At 64.8% G+C, this 18,817-nt stretch carries 23 protein-coding genes and 3 tRNA genes; 10 read left to right on the plus strand and 16 right to left on the minus strand.

Annotated features, from left to right (window positions below):
• The first annotated feature begins 70 nt into the window (after positions 1 to 70).
• On the plus strand, positions 71 to 412 hold the full coding sequence (locus tag LZ012_RS10270; RefSeq protein WP_275710403.1) for a BON domain-containing protein: 342 nt from the start codon (positions 71 to 73) through the stop codon (positions 410 to 412).
• 36 nt (positions 413 to 448) lie between these two features.
• Here the strand turns inward: LZ012_RS10270 and LZ012_RS10275 are convergent, their stop codons facing one another.
• Positions 449 to 715 (minus strand): biotin/lipoyl-containing protein, encoded by a 267-nt coding sequence (locus LZ012_RS10275; RefSeq protein WP_275710405.1) that lies wholly within the window; start codon positions 713 to 715, stop codon positions 449 to 451.
• Between the two features lie 65 nt (positions 716 to 780).
• On the opposite strand from LZ012_RS10275, the gene LZ012_RS10280 reads away from it, so the two are divergent.
• Positions 781 to 857, plus strand: a tRNA-Arg gene (locus tag LZ012_RS10280).
• A 47-nt stretch (positions 858 to 904) separates the two neighbouring features.
• A tRNA-Arg gene (locus tag LZ012_RS10285) sits at positions 905 to 981 on the plus strand.
• A gap of 149 nt (positions 982 to 1,130) precedes the next feature.
• On the opposite strand, the gene LZ012_RS10290 is transcribed toward LZ012_RS10285, so the two are convergent.
• The 6 genes from LZ012_RS10290 to LZ012_RS10315 form a co-directional block, all read right to left on the minus strand.
• On the minus strand, positions 1,131 to 2,693 hold the full coding sequence (locus LZ012_RS10290) for a DHA2 family efflux MFS transporter permease subunit (RefSeq protein ID WP_275710408.1): 1,563 nt from the start codon (positions 2,691 to 2,693) through the stop codon (positions 1,131 to 1,133).
• A gap of 6 nt (positions 2,694 to 2,699) precedes the next feature.
• Entirely contained in the window at positions 2,700 to 4,010 is a 1,311-nt protein-coding gene (locus tag LZ012_RS10295; protein WP_275710411.1) for an HlyD/EmrA/EmrK family protein, read from the minus strand.
• A gap of 23 nt (positions 4,011 to 4,033) precedes the next feature.
• Positions 4,034 to 5,464 carry an efflux transporter outer membrane subunit gene (locus LZ012_RS10300; RefSeq protein ID WP_275710413.1) on the minus strand — a complete coding sequence of 477 codons (1,431 nt, stop codon included), beginning with the start codon at positions 5,462 to 5,464 and terminating at the stop codon, positions 4,034 to 4,036.
• 35 nt (positions 5,465 to 5,499) lie between these two features.
• On the minus strand, positions 5,500 to 5,994 hold the full coding sequence (locus tag LZ012_RS10305; protein WP_275710415.1) for a MarR family winged helix-turn-helix transcriptional regulator: 495 nt from the start codon (positions 5,992 to 5,994) through the stop codon (positions 5,500 to 5,502).
• A gap of 249 nt (positions 5,995 to 6,243) precedes the next feature.
• Positions 6,244 to 6,435 (minus strand): hypothetical protein, encoded by a 192-nt coding sequence (locus LZ012_RS10310; protein ID WP_275710417.1) that lies wholly within the window; start codon positions 6,433 to 6,435, stop codon positions 6,244 to 6,246.
• Positions 6,436 to 6,469: 34 nt separating this feature from the next.
• Positions 6,470 to 6,637: a hypothetical protein gene (locus LZ012_RS10315; protein ID WP_275710419.1), complete on the minus strand. Its 168-nt coding sequence runs from the start codon at positions 6,635 to 6,637 to the stop codon at positions 6,470 to 6,472.
• Positions 6,638 to 6,856: 219 nt separating this feature from the next.
• Between LZ012_RS10315 and LZ012_RS10320 the strand changes: the two genes are divergently transcribed.
• From LZ012_RS10320 to LZ012_RS10340, 5 genes are all read left to right on the plus strand, one after another.
• Positions 6,857 to 7,333 (plus strand): 4Fe-4S dicluster domain-containing protein, encoded by a 477-nt coding sequence (locus tag LZ012_RS10320; protein ID WP_275710421.1) that lies wholly within the window; start codon positions 6,857 to 6,859, stop codon positions 7,331 to 7,333.
• A gap of 11 nt (positions 7,334 to 7,344) precedes the next feature.
• On the plus strand, positions 7,345 to 9,192 hold the full coding sequence (locus LZ012_RS10325) for an aldehyde ferredoxin oxidoreductase family protein (RefSeq protein WP_275710423.1): 1,848 nt from the start codon (positions 7,345 to 7,347) through the stop codon (positions 9,190 to 9,192).
• A gap of 72 nt (positions 9,193 to 9,264) precedes the next feature.
• A complete protein-coding gene (locus LZ012_RS10330) occupies positions 9,265 to 10,512 on the plus strand; it encodes an NAD(P)/FAD-dependent oxidoreductase (protein WP_275710425.1) in 1,248 nt (415 codons plus the stop codon).
• Between the two features lie 4 nt (positions 10,513 to 10,516).
• Positions 10,517 to 10,768 carry a sulfur carrier protein ThiS gene (thiS, locus tag LZ012_RS10335; RefSeq protein WP_275710427.1) on the plus strand — a complete coding sequence of 84 codons (252 nt, stop codon included), beginning with the start codon at positions 10,517 to 10,519 and terminating at the stop codon, positions 10,766 to 10,768.
• Between the two features lie 37 nt (positions 10,769 to 10,805).
• Positions 10,806 to 11,066 (plus strand): hypothetical protein, encoded by a 261-nt coding sequence (locus LZ012_RS10340; RefSeq protein ID WP_275710429.1) that lies wholly within the window; start codon positions 10,806 to 10,808, stop codon positions 11,064 to 11,066.
• Here the strand turns inward: LZ012_RS10340 and LZ012_RS10345 are convergent.
• The 4 genes from LZ012_RS10345 to LZ012_RS10360 all read right to left on the minus strand — a co-directional run bounded on the left by LZ012_RS10345 (position 11,063) and on the right by LZ012_RS10360 (position 12,789).
• Entirely contained in the window at positions 11,063 to 11,245 is a 183-nt protein-coding gene (locus LZ012_RS10345) for a hypothetical protein (RefSeq protein WP_275710431.1), read from the minus strand. The two genes, LZ012_RS10340 and LZ012_RS10345, sit on opposite strands and share 4 nt — an antisense overlap.
• 155 nt (positions 11,246 to 11,400) lie before the next feature.
• The gene (gene mobA / locus LZ012_RS10350) at positions 11,401 to 11,988 is read right to left on the minus strand and encodes a molybdenum cofactor guanylyltransferase MobA (protein ID WP_275710433.1); all 588 of its coding nucleotides are present in this window, start codon (positions 11,986 to 11,988) and stop codon (positions 11,401 to 11,403) included.
• The gene (locus LZ012_RS10355; protein ID WP_275710435.1) at positions 11,988 to 12,362 is read right to left on the minus strand and encodes a DsrE family protein; all 375 of its coding nucleotides are present in this window, start codon (positions 12,360 to 12,362) and stop codon (positions 11,988 to 11,990) included. The genes mobA and LZ012_RS10355 overlap by 1 nt, the downstream gene beginning before the upstream one ends.
• Positions 12,355 to 12,789: a glycine cleavage system protein H gene (locus LZ012_RS10360; protein ID WP_275710437.1), complete on the minus strand. Its 435-nt coding sequence runs from the start codon at positions 12,787 to 12,789 to the stop codon at positions 12,355 to 12,357. Before LZ012_RS10360 ends, LZ012_RS10355 begins: the two co-directional genes overlap by 8 nt.
• Positions 12,790 to 13,071: 282 nt before the next feature.
• Here LZ012_RS10360 and LZ012_RS10365 point away from each other — a divergent pair, with 282 nt between their 5' ends.
• Positions 13,072 to 13,839, plus strand: coding sequence for a retropepsin-like aspartic protease family protein (locus LZ012_RS10365; protein WP_275710439.1), 768 nt, complete (start codon positions 13,072 to 13,074; stop codon positions 13,837 to 13,839).
• A 48-nt stretch (positions 13,840 to 13,887) separates the two neighbouring features.
• On the opposite strand, the gene LZ012_RS10370 is transcribed toward LZ012_RS10365, so the two are convergent.
• Both LZ012_RS10370 and LZ012_RS10375 read right to left on the minus strand, forming a co-directional pair.
• Positions 13,888 to 14,103, minus strand: coding sequence for a hypothetical protein (locus tag LZ012_RS10370; RefSeq protein WP_275710441.1), 216 nt, complete (start codon positions 14,101 to 14,103; stop codon positions 13,888 to 13,890).
• A 225-nt stretch (positions 14,104 to 14,328) separates the two neighbouring features.
• Entirely contained in the window at positions 14,329 to 15,384 is a 1,056-nt protein-coding gene (locus LZ012_RS10375; RefSeq protein WP_275710443.1) for a glycosyltransferase family 4 protein, read from the minus strand.
• Between the two features lie 417 nt (positions 15,385 to 15,801).
• Between LZ012_RS10375 and LZ012_RS10380 the strand changes: the two genes are divergently transcribed.
• On the plus strand, positions 15,802 to 16,038 hold the full coding sequence (locus tag LZ012_RS10380) for a hypothetical protein (RefSeq protein WP_275710445.1): 237 nt from the start codon (positions 15,802 to 15,804) through the stop codon (positions 16,036 to 16,038).
• Positions 16,039 to 16,243: 205 nt separating this feature from the next.
• Here LZ012_RS10380 and LZ012_RS10385 read toward each other — a convergent pair.
• The 3 genes from LZ012_RS10385 to LZ012_RS10395 form a co-directional block, all read right to left on the minus strand.
• A tRNA-Sec gene (locus tag LZ012_RS10385) sits at positions 16,244 to 16,339 on the minus strand.
• A gap of 5 nt (positions 16,340 to 16,344) precedes the next feature.
• Positions 16,345 to 18,237 carry a selenocysteine-specific translation elongation factor gene (gene selB / locus LZ012_RS10390; protein WP_275710447.1) on the minus strand — a complete coding sequence of 631 codons (1,893 nt, stop codon included), beginning with the start codon at positions 18,235 to 18,237 and terminating at the stop codon, positions 16,345 to 16,347.
• Between the two features lie 5 nt (positions 18,238 to 18,242).
• Complete coding sequence (locus tag LZ012_RS10395) at positions 18,243 to 18,794, minus strand: flavodoxin family protein (RefSeq protein WP_275710449.1); 552 nt, start codon at positions 18,792 to 18,794, stop codon at positions 18,243 to 18,245.
• Positions 18,795 to 18,817: the final 23 nt, after the last annotated feature.

The raw sequence follows: 18,817 nt of genomic DNA on the forward strand, positions 1-18,817 counted from the left end.
ATTTGATTGTTTGTATCTGGCACGAAGATCGCAATAAGGCTTGGGCACACATTACAAGAAGGGAATCAACATGCTCAAACCGAACTTCCTCGTCGCCAGCCTGATTACGGTGGCAACCTTCGTTGGACTCGGCCTTTCCGCCTTCGCCACCGACGACCCGCAAGTTCTGGCCGCCGTCGTCGCCAATAACGAAGCACAGGACGCCGCGCTGGGTGACCGTGTCGAAACGCTGCTGCGTACCGACATCGGCCTGACCGGTTCGCGCATTCGCGTGTCGTCCAAGGCGGCCGTGGTTACCGTGGCTGGCGTCGTGCCAGATGAACATGCGCTGCGCCGGGCGCTCGACCTGGCCAGCGGGGTGCGTGGGGTGCGCGAAGTGCGCAATGCGATGGAGGTCGACCTCCCAAAATGAGGGGAGAGGGCGGAACGGGATGGCTCGCCGCGTTGCTCAGTCGGTTTCCAGCGTTAACAGCGGCGCGCCCTCACCGACCGTATCGCCCTCTGTGACATGAATCTCCAGCACGCGGCCGGCGTAGGGGGTAGGGATGTCCAGCGCCACCTTGCCGGTCTCCAGTGTCAGGATGTTGTCGTCGCGTTGCACCATGTCGCCGATCTTGACCAGCAATTCCAGAATGAACACGTCGCCGCTCGCACACGAACCGCAACTCGACCAGCATTCGGGGTACTTCGGCATTTGGACAGTGACGGTGGACATCGGCTTTTTTCCTGAAAACCCTTGCATTCTACGCTTGGCCACGTATAATGCGCCGCTCTGTCAGCGCGCCCGTAGCTCAGTTGGATAGAGTATCTGGCTACGAACCAGAGGGTCGGGCGTTCGAATCGCTCCGGGCGCGCCACAGAACCTTTTTTCAAGCCGATCTTGTTCGGTTTGATTTTTGGCAGCGCGCCCGTAGCTCAGTTGGATAGAGTATCTGGCTACGAACCAGAGGGTCGGGCGTTCGAATCGCTCCGGGCGCGCCAAACCAAGATGAAACAAGGCACTTCATTTGAAGTGCCTTTTTCATTTCTGTCGGCAGAAAATATCCCGGCAGAGCTCATCCATCGGACAATTCACGTTTAAGCGGCGCCCACTGCTACCTTCAGTGGCCCACTTTGTCGCTTTCTCCTCCTCAATGCGCGCCGCCAGCGTCCGCTGTGGCACCGTTCCTCGCTGGCCGTGCCAGCCACACCACGCCGACGAGCAGTACGAACAGCAAAGCCGAAGCGTAGAACACATCGTCGGCGCCGAGCATGAAGGCCTGCTGATCGACCAGTCGGTTCAATTGGGCGATTCCTTGCTCCTGCGTCAGGCCGGCGGCAGTGAAATTGGCCAGGGCCTGGCTGGTGGCCGTACTGCCGGTGGCGATCGCTTCGCTGAGCTGGGCGTGGTGCAGCGCCGCGCGGTCTTCCCATAGCGTGGTGGCGATGGAGGTGCCGAAGGCGCCGGCCGTGATGCGGGCGAAATTGCTCAGCCCGGAAGCGGCCGGTATGCGCTCGGGAGGCAGGCCGGACAAGGTCAGGGTGACCAGCGGGATGAAGAAGAAGGCCATCGCCGCGCCCTGGATGACGGTCGGGATCATCAGGGTGGTGAGGTCGGCCTGGGTATTGAAGCCTGAGCGCAGCCACAGCACGAGGGCGAAGACGACGAAAGCCACCGTCGCCAGGCGGCGCGGGTCCACCTGCGAGACCTGCTTGCCGACCACCGGCGACAGCAGCACGGCCAGCAGCCCGACCGGAGCGAGGACGACGCCGGCCATCGTCGCGGTGTAGCCCATGTATTGCTGCAGCCACAGGGGGAGCAGCACGACGTTGCCGAAGAAGGCGCCGTAGCCGAGGGACATGGCTAGGGTGCCGGTCCAGAAATTGCGGCCCGTGAACAGCGACAGGTCGACAATGGGATGTTCTTCGGTCAGTTCCCAGGCCAGGAAGAAAGCCAGGCCGACGGCCGCTACCACGGCCAGGGTGACAATCTGGCCGGAAGCGAACCAATCGAGTTCCTTGCCCTTGTCGAGCATGACCTGCAGCGCCCCGACCCAGACCACCAGCAAGGCGAGGCCGATCTTGTCGATGGGCAGCTGGCGGGTCGCCGAGTTACGCTCGCGATAGATGCTCCAGGTCACGGCGGCGGCGCCCAGGCCGATCGGGATGTTGATGTAGAAAATCCACGGCCAGGTCATGTTGTCGGTGATCCAGCCGCCGAGCAGCGGCCCCATTACCGGCGCCACCAGCGTGGTCATCGACCACATGGCCAGCGCCGTGCCGGCCTTGGCCTTGGGGTAGCTCTGCAGCAGCAGGGTCTGCGACAGCGGGATCATCGGCCCGGCGACCAGGCCCTGCACGACGCGCAGGGCGATCAGGCTTTCCAGGTTGGGAGCGGCGCCGCACAGCCAGGAAGCAAGCACGAAGAGCAGCACGCTTAGGGTAAATAGCTTCACCGTGCCGAAGCGCAGGGTCAGCCAGCCGGTGAGCGGCACGGCGATGGCGTTGGCGACGGCGAAGCTGGTGATGACCCAGGTCCCCTGGTTGGGGCTGACCCCGAAATCGCCGGCGATGGCTGGGATCGACACGTTGGCGATCGACGAGTCGAGGACGTTCATGAAGGTGGCCAGGGACAGCGCCACCGTGCCGAGGACGAGTTGCCGGCCGTGCAGGGGCTCGACCGCCCCGGCCGCCGATGCGTTAGCGGAGGCCATGGCCGGTCAGCCCTGCGTGCCCAGCGTGGCGGCCAGGTGCAGCGGCTTGTCGCCCGCTGCCACCGGCCGCGCCGGCGCGGTGACGGTCGTCGCCTTGTGGCCGAGGTTGGTGGCGATGATGCCTTCCACCGCCGCATCGGCATTGCTGTGGAGGCCGCCGGCGGCCGAGGTCTGCGCTACCGGGTTCAGCCGCGGTGCGTCGGCCAGCATCTTGCCGCTCTGGTCGTGGATATCGACGGTGGCTGTCATCGACAGGCCGACCCGCAGCGGGTGTTCGGCCAGTTGCTTGGCCTCGAGGGCGACGCGGACCGGGACGCGCTGCACCACCTTGATCCAGTTGCCGGTGGCGTTCTGCGCCGGCAGCAGCGAGAAGGCGGCGCCGGTGCCGGCGCCCAGCCCGGCCAGGGTGCCGGTGTATTCGACCTTCTGGCCGTACATGTCGGCGGTGAGCTTGACCGGCTGGCCGATGCGCATGTCGCGCAGCTGCGATTCCTTGAAGTTGGCATCGACCCACACCTGGTCGAGGGGGATGATGGCCATCATCGGCGCCCCGGCCTGGACCCGCTGGCCGACCTGAACGCTGCGCTTGGCCACGTAGCCGGCCACCGGCGCCGGGATGTCGCTGCGTTGCAGGGCGAGGTAGGCCTCGCGCACGCGGGCGGCGGCTTTCTGGACACTGGGGTGGTTCTCGACGCTGGTCCCTTCGGTCAGCGACTGGTTGCTGGCCAGTTGTTCCCGCGCCGCGGCCAGCGCGGCAGAGGCGGCAGTCGCTGCGGCCCGGGCGTTGGCCAGGGCGGTGTCGGCGTGCTGGAGTTCTTCCTTGCCGACGGCGCCGGTAGCGACCAGCGGCCGGCGGCGGGCGACGTCGTCCTCGGCCTTGGCCACGTCGGCCTGGGCGTGGGCGATTTCGGCCTGGCGCAGGGCGATGTTGGCGGCTAGCGTGCCGTTATTGGCGTAGGTGGTGCGTACCTCGCGCACGGTCTGCGCGAGCTGGGCCTCGGCCTGGTCGAGGGCGACCTGGGCGTCGGCCGGGTCGAGCCGGACCAGCGGCTGGCCGGCCTGCACGTAGTCGGTGTCGTCGACATTGATGGCGAGGACGGTACCGCCGATCTGCGGGGTGATCTGCACGACGTTGCCTTGGACATAGGCGTTGTCGGTCTCGATGCGGTAGCGCTCGACCAAGGTCCAGTAGGTACCGTAGGCGATGCCGATGGCGGCGAAGGCGCTGGTCAGGGTGAGCAGTGCCCGTTTGCGGGTCGGCTTGGCAGCGGTATCGGGGGCAGGGGTGTGCGGCGCGGTGTGGTCTTGGTTTGCCATGGTGATTCCTCTGGGGTGGGGCTTCAACCGGCGGCCGGCGACGTCGAATCCGCCGCAAAGCCGCCGCCGAGGGCGCGGATTAGTTGTAGGTTGCTATCGATGCCTCGCGCCTTGAGGTCGATGCTGGTGCGCCGCTGGGCCAGGACGTTGGCTTCAGCGGTGAGGACGGTGAGGTAGGTGCCGAGGCCGGCCCGGTAACGCTGCAGGGCGAGGTCGAGGGCGCCTTCCGCTGCTTGCTGGGCGGCCTGCTGCTCGCGGGCCTGGCCTTCGACCGCCTGCTGCGACGTGATCTGGTCGGCCACTTCGCGCAGGGCTTCGATCAGGGTCGCGTTGTAGCTGGCTACCGCGGCATCGGCGTCGGCGCTGACGCCGCGCAGGTTGGCCCGCAGGCGGCCGGCGTCGAAAATGGGCAGGTGGATCGCCGCGCCGAAAGCGTTTTCGCGGCTGCCGGCCTTGAACCAGTTGCTAAGGCCGATGCTGGAAAAGCCGGCCAGCCCGATCAGGTTGATGTTGGGGTAGAACTGGGCCTTGGCACCGACCACGTCGCGGGCGGCGGCTTCAACCCGCCAGCGGGCGGCGGCGAGGTCGGCCCGGCGGCCGATCAGGTCGGCGGGGAGGGCGGCGGGCAGGGCTTGAAGCCGAGCCGTGGCCAGGGTCGGCGCCAGTTCGGCGACGGCTTCCGGCCCTTGGCCGGTGAGCGCGGCCAAAGCGTGGCGGGCGAGGCCGATCTGCTCACCCAGGGCTTCGATGTCGCGCCGGATTTCGGGTAGCGAGCCTTCCGCCTGGCGCAGTTCGACCTTGGTGTCGAGCCCGGCCTCGACTCGGCTGCCGACCAGTTGCAGGATGGCTTCGCGCTGCGCCAGCGTGGCCCGCGCCACCTCACGCTGCTCAAGCAGGCGGGCGAGACCGAAATAGCCGCGAGCGACATTGCTCGCCAGCAGCACCCGGGCGGCCTGGGCATCGGCTTCGGCAGCGCGGGCCTGGCCAAGGGCAGCGTCGAGGGCGGCGCGGTTGCGGCCGAAGAAATCGAGTTCCCAGCTGGCGTTGAGGGCGGCGTGGTTGATGTTTTGCGTGGTACCGGCCAGAGGCGGCGGCGTTGTGCCGAATTCGCTCAGGCGCTGACGGGTGCTGTCGGCACTGGCATTGAGTTGCGGCCAGAGAGCGCTTTCGGCGATGCCGGCCGCGGCACGGGCCTTGACCACCCGGGTCTCGGCCAGCTGCAGGCTGGGGTTGCCGGCCAGGGCACGCTCGACGAGGGCGGCCAGGGTGGGATCGTCGAATTGCCGCCACCAGCCGGTCGCCGGCCATTCGATAGGCGCGTTGGCGGCACCCAGTGCGGCCGGGGCGATGGTCTTGGCGGTCGGCTCGATGCCGGCAAAGCTGGCGCAGCCGGCCAGAGTCATGGCCAGGAGCAGGGCAGTGAGTTGGGTGCGGGCAGGGAATCGTGAATTCATGTTGGCCTCCGGAAACAGTTGCCGACGGCCCCTTGTCAGCCTTGGGACGCGGCGTCGCCGTCGCGCAGCTGACGGGCATTGGCGAGGACGCGCTGGAGCATCCCCTTGAGTTGCCGGGCTTCGGCTTCGCTGAAGCCGGTCAGCACCGAGTTCAGGACATCGGCCAGAACGTGGGGCACCATCGCCGCCGTCCGGCTGCCCTCTTCGGTCAGCCCGATATTGATGACCCGCCGGTCTTCCGAGGAGCGGGTGCGCTGGACCAAGCCCTTGGCTTCGACGCGGTCGAGCATGCGGGTGACGGCACCGGCATCGGAACAGGCCATCCGCGACAGTTCCGCGGCGGTCTTGCACTGGCCTTGCTGGATCATCAGCAGCGGCTTCCACTGAGCGTCGGTCAGGCCGTGTTCCGCCATGCGCTCGTCGGTGATCAGTGAAATGGTGGCGACGATCTGGCGCATCAGGTAGCCGATGCTGTCGTCCAGCTTGTAATCGTTGCCGTCGTAGAAAGCGGTTTGGGCGCTATCGTTCATGAGATGATTGCCTATGTAATGATTGCCTAGGCAGTAATATAGTTGCCTAGGCAATTACTGTCAAGGCGTGTTGTGAATTCGACTCGCCCCTGCCGGGATCTTGCCAGGCGATAATCATTGCCCATCAGATAGTTGCCGCTTCAGCCAGTTTTCGCCAAAGCAAAATGAAACGAGGCACTTCGGATGAAGTGCCTCGTTTCTACGGCTATCGCTGATTGCGGTCGCCAAGCCGTTTCGAGCCGGGGTGGTCTACGGCATGCCCAGCTTCTGGCAATGCGAATCCTGAAACGGCCCCTTGACGATTTCCCAGCCGTCGCCGGGGGAGGTCTGGGCACACACCTCGTAGTCCGCCGCATTGCTGTGCCACTTGTACCAGGGAGCAGGGCCGGCCCACAGGGCTAACGACGTGCATAGCGCGACGAAAAACAATCCTGCTTTCATGACGAACCTTCGGTAATCGATGCGTGGACGGGCGCTACAGTTTGCCAGATTGCTTCCGGGCTTGGGCGTTGCTCAGGTTTTGCCAGGTCAGGCGCGGCGATTCCGGCTTGCCGGTTGCCGAACCGCTCTGGGCGTTTTGTTGCGGCTGTTGCTGGGTCTGGTGACGCGGCTGCTGGCGGCGGTCGAATGATGCTTTTTCCATGCTGCCTCCGAATGAGATTTCGAGTAGGAAAAACACGGTAAGTTCGGAAGGTTACATTCTTGCGATCGATCGATATCGGTTTGGCATGAGTCCTTGCTGGCAATTGCTGCACTGCGGCATGACATGGCCGGTTTCCTGCGCGATGATCTAAAAACCTGCCCGCGGCATTTGCCGCGACACCGGTTTTTGCGACACTTAATAATCCATGGAGGAGACACCATGCAGAAGTCGCTTCACATCGATCCGGTCAAATGTACCGGATGTCTGCAGTGCGAGATGGCCTGCTCCTACGAGCATACCGGCGCCATCAACCCGTCCAAATCGCGTATCAAGGTCTTCGATTTCGAACATGAAGGTCGCAAGGTGCCCTATACCTGCACCCAGTGTTCGGACGCCTGGTGCATGAACGCCTGTCCGGTCGAGGCCATCGTGCTCGATGCGGTGACCGGGGCCAAGGTGGTCAAGGAGGCGACCTGCGTTGGCTGCAAGGTGTGCACCATCGCCTGTCCGTTTGGCACGGTGAATTACATGGCCGATCTGGGCAAGGTGCAGAAATGTGACCTGTGCGGTGGCGATCCGAAGTGCGCCAGCGCCTGCCCGACCGGTGCCATCACTTATGTCGACGCCGACTGGACCGGACTGGACCGCATGCGCGCCTGGGCGGCCAAGGCCAACACTTCTGCCGTCGCGGCCTAAGGAGGACGATCATGGGATGGAACCGTAAAGTCCTGCGCGTGAATCTCGCCGCCGGCACCTGCACTCCCGAGCCGCTGAACATGGCTTGGGCCAACGATTACCTCGGCTCGCGCGGGCTGGCCTCGAAATACCTGGTCGAGGAAATCGACCCCAAGGTCGATCCGCTGTCGCCGGACAACAAGATGATCATGGCCACCGGGCCGCTGACCGGGACGATGGCCTCGACCGGTGGCCGCTACACGGTGGTGACCAAAGGCGCCCTAACCAACGCCATTGCCTGCTCGAACTCGGGCGGCTTCTTCGGCGCTGAAATGAAGTTCGCTGGTTGGGACATGATCATTTTCGAGGGCAAGTCGCCGAAACCGGTGTACCTGTATGTCGAGAACGACAAGGCCGAACTGCGCGACGCGGCGCACCTGTGGGGCAAGACCTGCTGGGAAACCGAGGCGACGATCAAGAAATCGCACCAGGACCCGCTGATCCGCGTGTCGTCGATAGGCGCGGCGGGCGAGAACAAGGTGTTGTTCGCCTGCATCGTCAATGATCTGCACCGGGCGGCCGGGCGTTCCGGCGTCGGCGCCGTGATGGGCTCCAAAAACCTGAAGGCCGTCGCCTTGCGCGGCACCAAGGGCGTTTCCGGCATCAAGGATTTCCCGGCTTTCCTGGCGGCGACCAATGCCGGCAAGAAGGTGCTCGCCGACAACGCGGTGACCGGGCAGGGGCTGCCCAAGTATGGCACCCAGGTGCTGATGAACGTGATCAACGAAATGGGGGCCTTGCCGACGCGCAACCACCGCGACGTGCAATTCGAGGGCGCCAGCAAGATTTCCGCCGAGGCCATGCACGAAAAACGGCCGACCGACGGCAAGGCGCATCTAGTCACCAATGCCGCGTGCTTCGGCTGCACCATCGCCTGCGGGCGGATTTCGAAAATTGACGAAACGCACTTCAGCGTCAAGAACAGCCCGCAATACTGGGGTGCTTCCGGTGGCCTGGAATATGAGGCGGCCTGGGCACTCGGTGCGGCCAACGGGGTGAGCGATCTGGAAGCCCTGCAGTACGCCAACCTGTTGTGCAACGAGCACGGCATGGACCCGATTTCCTTCGGTGCCACGGTCGGCGCGGCCATGGAACTCTACGATCTGGGCATCATCACCGAGGAACAGATCGGCGTCGATGCCAAGTTCGGTTCGGCCGAGGCGCTGTGCAAGCTGGTCGAGATGACGGCGCACGGCGAGGGCTTCGGCAAGGAACTGGCGGTGGGCAGTGCCCGCATGTGCGCCAAGTACGGGCGGCCGGACCTGTCGATGAGCGTCAAGAACCAGGAATTCCCGGCCTACGATGCGCGGGGCATCCAGGGCATCGGCCTGGCCTATGCGACGTCGAATCGCGGCGCCTGCCACCTGCGCGGCTACACGGTCGCCTCCGAGGTGCTGGGCATCCCGGTGAAGACCGATCCCCATGTCACCGAGGGCAAGCCGGAACTGGTCAAGGCTTTCCAGGATGCAACCGGGGTCTTCGACGCAGCCGGCATCTGCGTGTTCACCAGTTTCGCCTGGACGTTGGCCGATGTGCAGCCGCAGATCCAGGCGGCCTGCGAAGGCGACTGGTCGATGGAGAAACTGAACGAGGTGGGCGAGCGGATCTGGAACATGGAGCGCCTGTTCAATCTTGCTGCCGGCCTGACCGCCAAGGACGACGACCTGCCGCCACGCCTGAAGACCGAAGGCGCCAAGGCCGGTCCGACCAAGGGGCTGGTCAATGGCGTCGATCAGATGAAGCCGGAGTACTTCAGGCTGCGTGGCTGGAACGCCGACGGCGTGCCGGAAAAGGCGACGCTGGAACGCCTGGGCCTGTAAGCGCGCGCTGCCATCGGAGCGGGGTCGCGCCAGGCGCCGCCCCGCTTTTCTTTTCCTGACGGAGAAGCCAACATGAAACACATCATCCTCGGCAACGGCCCGGCTGGCGTCGTTGCCGCCGAAACCCTGCGCCGCGCGGCACCCGGCGACGACATCCTGATGGTAGGCAACGAAGCCGAGCCGCCGTATTCGCGCATGGCCATTCCCTATTTGCTGGAAGGCAATATCGACGAATCGGGCACCTATCTGCGCAAGTCGGCGGATCATTTCGACAGCCTGGGCATACGCCAGTATCGAGGCCGCGCGGTCGCGCTTAATACCGACAAGCGAACAGTGCTGTTCGACGACGGCCATTTCGAGGACTACGACCGCTTGCTGATCGCCACCGGCTCGCATCCGGTCCGGCCGCCGATTCCCGGCATCGACCTGCCGGAAGTACAGACCTGTTGGACGCTGGATGATGCGCGCGCCATCGCCCGGCTGGCCAAGCCGGGATCGCGCGTGCTGCAGCTCGGCGCCGGTTTCATCGGCTGCATCATCATGGAAGCGCTGGCCAAGCGCGGTGTGCAGCTGACGGTGGTTGAGGTCGGCGACCGCATGGTGCCGCGCATGATGACGCCAGAAGCCGGCGGCATGATCAAACGCTGGGTCGAGAAGCAGGGCGTGCGTGTGCTGACCGGCGCTGGCGTGGAGTTCATTTCGAAGGGCTCCGCGGCGCCGCTGACGGTGAAGCTGTCGACGGGAGAGAGCCTCGATTGCGACCTGCTGATTGCAGCGGCTGGGGTCGCACCGAATGTTTCCTTCCTCGACGGCACTTCGGTGCATGTCGCCAAGGGCGTGCTGGTGGACGACAGCATGCAGACCTCGGTGCCCGGCATCTACGCGGCCGGCGACGTCGCCGAGGCGCCGGACCTGTTCAGCGGTCGGCATCTGATCGCGGCAATCCAGCCCAACGCCGCCGATCAGGCACGGGTCGCGGCGCTGAACATGGCGGGGCAAGCGGCGCGAATGAAGGGTGTTCTGGCCATCAACGTGCTCGACTCGATGGGCATGATTTCGTCGTCGTTCGGCGAATGGCAGGGCGTGGCCGGTGGCGACGGCATCGAGCAGGCCGACGAGGCGAATGGCCGCTACATCAGCCTGCAGTTCAATGGTGACGTGCTGGTCGGCGCGACCTCCGTGGGCCTGACCGAGCATGTCGGCGCCTTGCGCGGCTTGATCCAGGGGAAGATGAAACTGGGCACCTGGAAACAGAAACTGCTTGAAACGCCGACCCGCTTTGCCGAGGCCTATATCGCCTGCCAGCGGCCAAACAGTTGAACGCATGCTGGTCACCGTCAAACTGTACGCCACGCTGGGCGACTATCTGCCTGGTGGCAGCAAGAACAACCGGGCCGAGGTCGAGGTAGCCGACAGCGCGACCGTCGCCGAGGCGTTGCAGCCATTTGGCTTGCCGCCGCGGCTGACACATCTGGTGCTGGTCAACGGAACCTTTGTCCCGCCCGATGAACGGGCCGGGAAAGTCCTGTGTGACGGTGACGTGCTGGCGGTGTGGCCACCGATTGCCGGTGGCTGAGGGCGGGTTGCCGTGGAGCGGGGACAGTGTCCGGCAGATGAGTTGCACGCCGGACGAATTTCGCCGCTGCCTGGTGCTGGCTTTTGGTGATGCCGTATCGGTCACGCCCGATGGCCTGTTGTTGGCTGGCGACGACGCCAGCCTGCATTTCGCGCTGAGCGAACAACATCCGCGGCGCATTGCGGCGCTGCAGCTTTCCACCCTGCGGGTGGAAATAAGTGTCCGCGCCGGTGACGAAGCGGCGGCGCGGCGCTTGCTGGCGCAGGTCGACCGGGCGACCCTGCGCGGCGGCGGTTAAGCCTCGATGCGGGAAATTTCGACGGCGCTGAGCGGAATCTGGTAATCGGCCGCCAACTGGGTACGGGCGATGTCCTCAATGGCCTTGTCGGCGCTGGCGACGAAGTGGCGGGCGCCACAGAAATCCTGCGGAATGCCAGCGCGATCCTGAGTGATGCGATAGTGAACTTTGACGTTCATTGCTGTTTACCTTTTATGTGTGTATTTGATCCTGCGCGCGCAGTTTAGGCCGCTTGTTGGGCGACGCAATACGGGTTTTCCACAGGTTGGGGATTCGCCGCGCGGGCCTTCGCGGCGGTTCTCAAAGTGGCATGGCTTGGCGTGCCGCGGGGTGTTCAGCGGGCGCTGTCGAAGCGCTGCAGTTCGTCGCGGGTGTTGATGTTTTCGAAGGCGGCAGCTTCGTCGTCGAACGGCACTTCGACGGTCTTCAGTGTGGCGTACCAGCGGTCGAACTTGCGCTCGCCGCTCTCTAGGTAGGCCGTCAGATGCGGCAGGACGTTGCGCTTGCACAGACAGAACACTGGATGCGGCTGGTCGAAGGTGCGGGCGACGGCCAGATCGGCCTCGCTGGCGAGTAGGGCAGCACTCAGCCGGGCAACCAGATCAGCGGGCAGGAAGGGGGAGTCGCAGGGCGCCGTGGCGACCCATGGATGCGTGGCGGCCGACAGGGCGGCATGCAGACCGGCCAGCGGCCCGGCGAAGCCGGCAATGCGGTCGGCGACGACGCGATGGCCGAAGGCGGCGTAGCGCTCGGCGTTCTGGTTGGCGTTGATGAGCAGTTCGTCGACCTGAGGGGCCAGCCGCTCGGCAACCCAGGCCGCCATCGGGCGTCCCTGGAGCTCCTGCAGGCCCTTGTCGACGCCGCCCATGCGGCGCCCGAGGCCGCCAGCGAGAATGACGCCGGTGATGTGAGTATGTGTCATCAGTAGACCAGGGTTCGCCAGGCCGGATCGAGCGTCCGGGCGATAAAAGCGGTAGCGCCGGCGGCGCGGGCTTGCGGGATCAGCGTTTCGCTGTCGGCGATCCAGGCGGCGCGGGCCATGCTGCAGGCGAAGAGCGGGATGTTTTCGGCGATCACTTCACCCAGGAATTCGCCGATCGATTTTTCGCGCGCCGGCATCGGGTAGAGGCCGTCGGCAACGCCGTCGACCAGCAGGCGCACCGCCGGGCCGGCCAGGTGGATTTCGACCTCGGCGTCGAGGGCGTGCGCGGCGAGCGCATGGACCAACGGCGTCGGATACAGCTCGGGGCGTTCGGCGCTGGCGGTGCAGATCAGGATGGCCAGCTTGTCAGTCAAAACGGGCCTCCGGTTCGATCTTCAGGATATGCCGGCGATAAGCCCCGGCATCGATCAGGTGGACTTTTTCGGCGTCCCAGGCGGTTGGTCGGGCACGGACCATCCAGCCGGCAGCGTAGGGCTGCTTATCGACCAGGACGGGGCATTCTTCGGCCGCCTCGTTGCCTTCGAGCAGGGTGAAAGAGATCGGGGCATGCACGGCGAGGACGGTCTTTCGGCACTCGACGGTGCCCATGCCCTTGCCGATGGCGACTTCGGCCCCTTTCGGCTTGGCGGTGAACGCGATGATCTCGCCGGCCAGGAAGATGCCGAAGCTGGTCGCGCCTATCGTCACTTCGCCGTCGTCCTGCACGCGGACCCACATGTCGTGGTGGGGGCAGTAGAGGCGGTCGTCGGGAACGCTACCGTGGAAGGGGTGATGGGCCATTGAATCCTGGGAAAATTGGAACGGCGGACTTTCAGCTTTTTCCGGTTTGTCGAATGATCGGAAAATCCGCAAACCGCCGTATGGGTCGCGGGCATTCTGGTTCAACGGAAGGGCAGGGTCAAGGGCGTGTCCTATGACTTTTGACGTATTTCGTCGAAATGACAAAAGACGGAAAATTGCTTACAAATATCTGCACTCAAGCAAAAGTGGCATCTGTCGGACTGCAGCCTGTGTCCGGCTTGAGAAAGCCATGCATCGATACCAGCTCAGGGGGAATCTCAAATGTCCTTTTTCCGTTTCCATGGCCGGCTGTTCGCTGCCGCTGTCTGCTGTACGTTGTCCGGGATGGGCTTAGCGTGGGGTGAATGCGAAAACCGGTATTTCGCCGCGACCGACCATCTCAACGCAACCCCCCTGAGTCGCCCCGCCAAGGCGTTTGCCGACCTGCTGTCCGCTGCGCAGGCGGGCAACGCGCAAGCCCAGCGCAGCCTAGCCGTGTCTTACGAGAGCGGCTATCTCGTGGCCGCCTGCAGCAAAAAAGCGGGCTACTGGTATGAAAAGGCGGCGGCAGCGGGTGATGCGGCTGCACAAGACTGGCTCGGTCGGCACCAGAAATTTTCCGCCATGTTCGCCGCGGCGGAGTGCTCCGGGGCGAGCTGCTTCGATGGCGATTCCGGCGACAATCGGACGGCGGTTTTGTATGCCAATGCCAACAAAGGGGAGCACTACTTCGCGCCGCTCACCATTAACGGCCACACCATCGAAGGCCTGATCGATACCGGCGCTTCGGCAGTGGCGATGAGCCTTGAAACCGCGCGTCAGATGGAGATTGACGTGTCGGGCGGAAAGACCGGCCAGTCGGCGACGGCCAACGGGAATATCGCGACCACCAGCCTCATCGTTCCACTCGTCGAAGTGGCGGGCGTCAAGTTGCGCAACGTCCGGGTAACCGTCGGCATTACCGGGACGCCGTTGATCGGCATGAGCTTCCTGAGCCGGGTCGATATGACCATGGGCACGGGCGTACTGGCGATGAAGAAGCGCCAGTAGGTCGATCGGCCGGCAGGCCGGATTGCCGGCAACGGCGACTCTTGCCGCTTACCCACGGATGTCGATGAGCGTGCCCAGTATCTGGTCGCCGGTCTTGATCACATTCGCCGCCGCCTTGGACTCGATCTCGCCTTGCTGCATCGAGACCATTTTCCGCGCCAGATCACCGTTTTCGGTATTCAGACCGCTCCCGGCAATGGCGGTGCGATTGATGCTGGCCTGCATGCTCTGCATGCCTGAAGACAGGATGGAACTGATGGACATGGGGACCTCGCTTGATTGTGGTCCTGGCATACAGCAGATAGCGTGCCTACGGCCAAAAATGCAGCGATGATCCCGTAGCTGTTTGCATCGAATTTGCAAATCGACGCCGATACCATCGCTCGAACAGGGAAAAGGTGTCGTTGTTCCTGAGGAATCGCTTACGTTCGCCGGTGGGCACCAAGGTGCCCCGGATGTGCCAGGCGTTGCCGCCCTGGCTTCGATTCATCATGCCAGCACCGCTTTGGCAGGGGCAGCGTGTTTTTGCCGCAGGCGCCGGTAGATGGCCACGTAGCACTCGGCCATGCGGCGGGACGTGAAACGCTGCTCGAAAGCCCGGCGACAGAGACGGCGGTCGATCTGGTCAATGCTGGCGGCCGCAGTGACGGCCTCGTCCTGGGTGTCGACGACAAAACCCGTTACGCCGTCTTCCATGATCTCCGGCACCGAGCCGTGCCGATAGGCGACGACCGGCGTTCCGCAGGCGAGGGATTCGATCATGACCAACCCGAAGGGCTCGGGCCAGTCGATGGGAAAGAGTAGGGCGGCGGCGCCGCCCAGCAGCTGCCCTTTTTCGTCCTCGCCAACTTCGCCGATGAAGTCGATCCGCGGGTGGGCGAGAAGGGGCCTGATTTTCTCCCGGAAATAGGCTTCCTCCGTGGTATCCACCTTGGCAGCGATGTACAGGGGCTTGTCCAGGCGCCGCGCGATGTCGATGGCGCGGTCAACCCGCTTTTCCGGGGAGATGCGGCCGACGAAAGCGAAATAGTCGCCGGGGTCCGGGTTGAAGGCGTGCAGATCGGCGGGCAGTCCGTGATAGACGGTGCCCTGCCAGCCGGCCCAGGCCACGGGCAGGCGCTGGCTATCGGAAATCGAGACCAACGGAAGGTCGGCGAAGTGGCGGTAGAGCGGGATCAGTTCCGGCTCGTCGAGGCGGCAGTGCACAGTGGTCAGGTGGGGAACCGGCAATTGCCGCGCCAGGGAGAAATGCAGGAAATCCGTATGAAAGTGGATGACGTCGAATTCCCCGGCCATCCGCGCCACCTGATCGAGCATCATGGTCTGGTACATCAGCCACTCCGGACGCCGGGAATCGAAGCGGCGGCTGTCGGCGATCACCGGCACGAGGCGCGCCCGGGTGACGGAATCGCCGGTGGCGAACAGCGTGACACGGTGGCCCTGGCGGACCAGTTCCTCAGCCAGGTAGGAAATGACCCTTTCCGTGCCGCCGTAGCGCTTCGGCGGAACCCGCTCGAAAACCGGCGCGACCAGGGCGATTTTCATCGCTGCGCCACAATGTAGCCTTCGGCGATGGCCCAGCGGCGTTTTTCGATGGCTTTCATGTCGTGCTCCTTGCTCCATGGCCCGCTTCAGCACATCGGCAAGATGCTGGGGCCGGGGCCGAATGGCTTGCAGGATTTGTTCCCGCCACCTGTAGCCACTGCGTGTCCGGGGCGCGCCACGCACGGGCAAGTTGGGCTCCCTGTTTGCAGCCTTGCCACTCGACCAACTCGGCGCTGCATTCCCGCCACTGAGTCGGGGCTACATGCGGCGCGCCGTCATGGGCAAAAACTGCCCTGAACGGCCTGGGGTTGTCAGCTCCGATCCATGGCGCCAACCTTGTCCCTTCAGCCCAAAAGAATTACCCCCGGGGCCCATTTTCGATTCGGAGACAGCCCGCCGTGGTTATGCCCTGACAAGATGTGCTTTTCCTTCAACAGCAAGCTCAACTGCGATGCCTTTCTGCAGGACGAGCGAGCCTATTGCCAGCGCTTCGGCCTGAGCCAATCGCAGACCAACGCCATTCTCGAGCGGAACGTGCTCGAATTGCTCCGCGTCGGCGGGAGCGTCTATTTCCTCGGCAAACTGGCCAGTAGCGTCCTCGGGCTGGACATGCAGGATATCGGCGCGCTGCAAACTCCAACCTGCATATCCTGATTTCCAACACGGCGGCGGCTACGATGCTGCTGAAGCCCGTCTGAAATTCTGCATCATTTCTATCGTGACATCATGCACCTCGCGGCGGAAGGCGACGGTGCATGCGGCTTTTCCAGATTTTTTGCCAAGCTGAACGAACTGAGTCCCGTTTAAAGCGCCTAGAGACGACTGCAAGACTTCAAAGTGGGAATCTGCAGAAGCCGATTGGCGGAAGAGAGCAGGAGTCGAACCTACCCAAACCTGTTTGACAGGTCCTGCCGGTTTTGAAGACCGGCCGTCCCACCGGGGAACGATCTCTTCCGTTGTTCATGGGCCGAATTGCCTAGGACTGCCGCGCAATACGTGGGTATCGCGGGCTCGGCGAGTGTAGCCGATACGGTCGAAGAATTCGAGGATGTGAATCGCAACTTTGCGCCCGCCGCAGATTTCATCGCGCAGCGTTGCGGCACGGGCCATGCCGTCGCGTGCGTTGAGGGCGGCGACGCGGCGGGCCAGGTCGGCGACGGCTTCGGCCGTGAAGTAATGGTCGTGGGCGACCGGGAAGGCTTCGCCGAGGCGGGCGATGCGCTTGAACAGGGCGCGCACCGTGTCTTCCGGCACGCCGGTAGCCTTGGCGATGTCGCGGACGCGCGGCGGGTTATAGGGCGCTGTTTCGAGCAGCGGCTTCAGCGTCTGCCACAGGTCGCGGTCACCAGCGGCCATTTGCACGCGGTGTTCGGTCAGATGCAGCCAGGCGTTGGTCTGGGCGACGCTGCCGGCGGCCAGTTGGCCCGCGATCAGGGCGTCGAAGGCAGGGCGGCCAAGCGTGGGAAGGGTCAGGCGGCGCAGGCGATCGCGCTCAACGCCCGGCATGTCCGGGGCGCGCTCATGTTCGGCGGCGAGGGCGGCCAGCAGGCGGTCCTCGAGAGCCTGCCAGTTGGCTGGCGAGAAGGCGGTGTTGCCGACCAGGCGCAGGCCGAGCTGGCCGGTGATGGCCTGCAATGCGGCGGCATCGAGATTGCGGTTGATGGCGTAGGCGTCGAGTTCGATGCCGGCTGCTTGCTGAGCGGTGGCTAGTTGCAGGGCGGTAGTCGGGTTGTCGTCAGCCAGGGCGGCGAGCATGGCCAGACGTTCCGGGCTGCGCTTCTTGCGCGTCGGCGGGAAGATGTCGAGCACGCGGCCGCCGCCGATGGTGTGGCGGGCCGCGGCATCACGCAGGATGAAGCGGTCGCCGGCCAGCGTGCCGATATCGCGCTCCAGCGCGATCTGCGCCCATTGTTCGCTGCCCGGGGCGATTTCGTCGGCGCCGAGCAGGGCGATGCGGGCCGGCACGTCTTCGGCGCCGAGGTGGAGATGAACCTGCATCCAGTGCTTGAGCGGCGGCTGGCCGGGCAGGACGCGCAGCGTGGCGTCGAAGCGGTGGATTGGTGCATGCAGCGCCGGGGCGAGCAGCCACATGCCGCGTTCGACCTCGGCCTTCTCGACCCCGGCCAGGGCCAGCGCGATGCGTTGCCCGGCGTGGCCGGATTCGGACGGCGTATCCTGCACGCGCAGGCTGCGGACGCGGACCGGCTTGCCCACGGGGGAAAGCAGCAACTGGTCGCCGATGCTCACGGCGCCGGAGAAGGCAGTGCCGGTGACGACCGTGCCGGCGCCGGACAGCGTGAAGCAGCGGTCGATGGCGAGGCGGAAGCCGCCCTGCCGGCCGCGTTCGCCGATGTGGGCGGCCATGTGATCGAGGTGGGCGCGCAGCGCCGCGATGCCGTCGCCGGTGACTGCGGCGACGGGGAAGACGGGGGCTTCGGCCAGCGCCGTGCCGGCGAGCAGGTCGGCGATTTCGGCGGTGGCCTGGGCCCGGCGTTCCGGCGACACGGCATCGATCTTGGTCAGTGCCACGGCGCCCTGGCGAATGCCGAGCAGTTCGACGATGTCGAGATGCTCGCGGGTTTGCGGCATGGGGCCGTCGTCGGCGGCGATGACGAGCAGCGCGAAATCGATACCGGTGGCACCGGCCAGCATGTTGTGGATCAGCTTTTCATGGCCGGGCACGTCGATGAAACCGAGCGTGCCGCCGCTCGGCAACGGCGTGTAGGCGTAGCCGAGATCGAGGGTGATGCCGCGGGCCTTCTCTTCCTTCAGGCGATCGCAGTCGACGCCAGTCAGGGCTTTGACCAGCGTGGTCTTGCCGTGGTCGATGTGGCCGGCGGTGCCGATGATCATTGGTATCAGGCGGAGCGGAAGAGGGTACTGGCCTGCGCCAGGGCTGCCTCGTCGGAGAGCACTGCATCCGGCGCGCCGCCCTTGCCCCACAAGGGCTGCTGCCACTCCATGCCGAGGAATTCGGCGCACAGGCGATAGCTGTCGAGCATGGGCTGCGCCTTGTCGCGGTTGCCGCTGGTGGCGATGACCCACAGGCGTTTGCCGGCCATCTTTTCCTTGAAGTCGAGACCGGGCACGCGCAGCCAGGCGCTCCAGTGGTCGAGGTAGGTCTTCAGCGGCGACGGGATGGAGAACCAGTAGACCGGCGAGACGAAGACCAGATCGGTCGCCGCCAGCGTGGCGTCGAGCATGTCCTTGGCGTCGGCCATGGGCATCGGATAGGTGCCGGCCGTGTGGCGCAGGTCGACGAAAGGCGGCAACTCGAGGTCGGCCAGCTTGCACCATGTTTGCTTCGTTTCCGTCGGCAGGACGGCAGCAGCCCGCCGAGCGAGGGTTTCAGTATTGCCGATGTGACCCGGCTCGCGGGTGCTGGCGTTGAGGAAGAGGAAGTGGGACATGGCGCAATGGATGGGTCAAAAAG

It is taken from the genome of Dechloromonas hankyongensis (assembly GCF_022012295.1).
Taxonomy (GTDB): domain Bacteria; phylum Pseudomonadota; class Gammaproteobacteria; order Burkholderiales; family Rhodocyclaceae; genus Azonexus; species Azonexus hankyongensis.

What these genes read in the sequence shown, in the direction of transcription:
- LZ012_RS10270 (WP_275710403.1), top strand. Translation starts at nt 71, where the DNA reads ATGCTCAAACCGAACTTCCTCGTCGCCAGCCTGATTACGGTGGCAACC.
- LZ012_RS10275 (WP_275710405.1), bottom strand. Translation starts at nt 715, where the DNA reads ATGTCCACCGTCACTGTCCAAATGCCGAAGTACCCCGAATGCTGGTCG.
- LZ012_RS10290 (WP_275710408.1), bottom strand. Translation starts at nt 2,693, where the DNA reads ATGGCCTCCGCTAACGCATCGGCGGCCGGGGCGGTCGAGCCCCTGCAC.
- LZ012_RS10295 (WP_275710411.1), bottom strand. Translation starts at nt 4,010, where the DNA reads ATGGCAAACCAAGACCACACCGCGCCGCACACCCCTGCCCCCGATACC.
- LZ012_RS10300 (WP_275710413.1), bottom strand. Translation starts at nt 5,464, where the DNA reads ATGAATTCACGATTCCCTGCCCGCACCCAACTCACTGCCCTGCTCCTG.
- LZ012_RS10305 (WP_275710415.1), bottom strand. Translation starts at nt 5,994, where the DNA reads ATGAACGATAGCGCCCAAACCGCTTTCTACGACGGCAACGATTACAAG.
- LZ012_RS10310 (WP_275710417.1), bottom strand. Translation starts at nt 6,435, where the DNA reads ATGAAAGCAGGATTGTTTTTCGTCGCGCTATGCACGTCGTTAGCCCTG.
- LZ012_RS10315 (WP_275710419.1), bottom strand. Translation starts at nt 6,637, where the DNA reads ATGGAAAAAGCATCATTCGACCGCCGCCAGCAGCCGCGTCACCAGACC.
- LZ012_RS10320 (WP_275710421.1), top strand. Translation starts at nt 6,857, where the DNA reads ATGCAGAAGTCGCTTCACATCGATCCGGTCAAATGTACCGGATGTCTG.
- LZ012_RS10325 (WP_275710423.1), top strand. Translation starts at nt 7,345, where the DNA reads ATGGGATGGAACCGTAAAGTCCTGCGCGTGAATCTCGCCGCCGGCACC.
- LZ012_RS10330 (WP_275710425.1), top strand. Translation starts at nt 9,265, where the DNA reads ATGAAACACATCATCCTCGGCAACGGCCCGGCTGGCGTCGTTGCCGCC.
- thiS (WP_275710427.1), top strand. Translation starts at nt 10,517, where the DNA reads ATGCTGGTCACCGTCAAACTGTACGCCACGCTGGGCGACTATCTGCCT.
- LZ012_RS10340 (WP_275710429.1), top strand. Translation starts at nt 10,806, where the DNA reads ATGAGTTGCACGCCGGACGAATTTCGCCGCTGCCTGGTGCTGGCTTTT.
- LZ012_RS10345 (WP_275710431.1), bottom strand. Translation starts at nt 11,245, where the DNA reads ATGAACGTCAAAGTTCACTATCGCATCACTCAGGATCGCGCTGGCATT.
- mobA (WP_275710433.1), bottom strand. Translation starts at nt 11,988, where the DNA reads ATGACACATACTCACATCACCGGCGTCATTCTCGCTGGCGGCCTCGGG.
- LZ012_RS10360 (WP_275710437.1), bottom strand. Translation starts at nt 12,789, where the DNA reads ATGGCCCATCACCCCTTCCACGGTAGCGTTCCCGACGACCGCCTCTAC.
- LZ012_RS10365 (WP_275710439.1), top strand. Translation starts at nt 13,072, where the DNA reads ATGTCCTTTTTCCGTTTCCATGGCCGGCTGTTCGCTGCCGCTGTCTGC.
- LZ012_RS10370 (WP_275710441.1), bottom strand. Translation starts at nt 14,103, where the DNA reads ATGTCCATCAGTTCCATCCTGTCTTCAGGCATGCAGAGCATGCAGGCC.
- LZ012_RS10375 (WP_275710443.1), bottom strand. Translation starts at nt 15,384, where the DNA reads ATGAAAATCGCCCTGGTCGCGCCGGTTTTCGAGCGGGTTCCGCCGAAG.
- LZ012_RS10380 (WP_275710445.1), top strand. Translation starts at nt 15,802, where the DNA reads ATGTGCTTTTCCTTCAACAGCAAGCTCAACTGCGATGCCTTTCTGCAG.
- selB (WP_275710447.1), bottom strand. Translation starts at nt 18,237, where the DNA reads ATGATCATCGGCACCGCCGGCCACATCGACCACGGCAAGACCACGCTG.
- LZ012_RS10395 (WP_275710449.1), bottom strand. Translation starts at nt 18,794, where the DNA reads ATGTCCCACTTCCTCTTCCTCAACGCCAGCACCCGCGAGCCGGGTCAC.